Genomic DNA, 402 nt, shown 5'->3' with positions numbered 1-402 from the left:
GAGCTGACCCGTCGACGGGTCAGCTCACGCGGGGCAGCTCCGCAGCGGCATCGACCGAACCGTCGTCGGAGGTGAGCCGAATCTGCGCGACCTCCTCACGGAGGATGGCGGCGTTCATCGCACACTCCACGGTGACCTCGGTCCCGATGAACGAGCCCGACGCGATGGTGTTGCCCTCGAGGTCGACGAGGATCACGTCGACGTTCACGCCCTCTCGCAGGCCATCGATCTCCAGAAGGGTCTCGGTGCCCCAGGTGTGCGCCACCACGTGAGCCGTGATCTCGCTCTGGGCGGGCTGGCCTGAGAAGGCGATCGGTTCCACGGCCCCGAGGGTGCCCGGCGGGCCGTCGGGCGGGGCCTGGCTCCACTGCTGGGCGGTCAGCGCGCCGACCGCGCCGGCGG

General features: G+C 70.9%; 1 protein-coding gene. It reads right to left on the bottom strand.

What is annotated here, in order from left to right; all coding sequences use genetic code 11:
* Positions 1-19: 19 nt before the first annotated feature.
* Positions 20-402 (bottom strand): hypothetical protein (locus G6027_RS17215; RefSeq protein ID WP_182638202.1); only part of this gene is annotated, 383 nt, incomplete at its 5' end.

Source organism: Dietzia sp. SLG310A2-38A2 (assembly GCF_014145095.1).
Lineage (GTDB): Bacteria > Actinomycetota > Actinomycetes > Mycobacteriales > Mycobacteriaceae > Dietzia.
The sequence above is the reverse complement of the archived record's forward strand: the minus strand, read 5'-3'. Positions and strand labels throughout refer to the sequence as shown.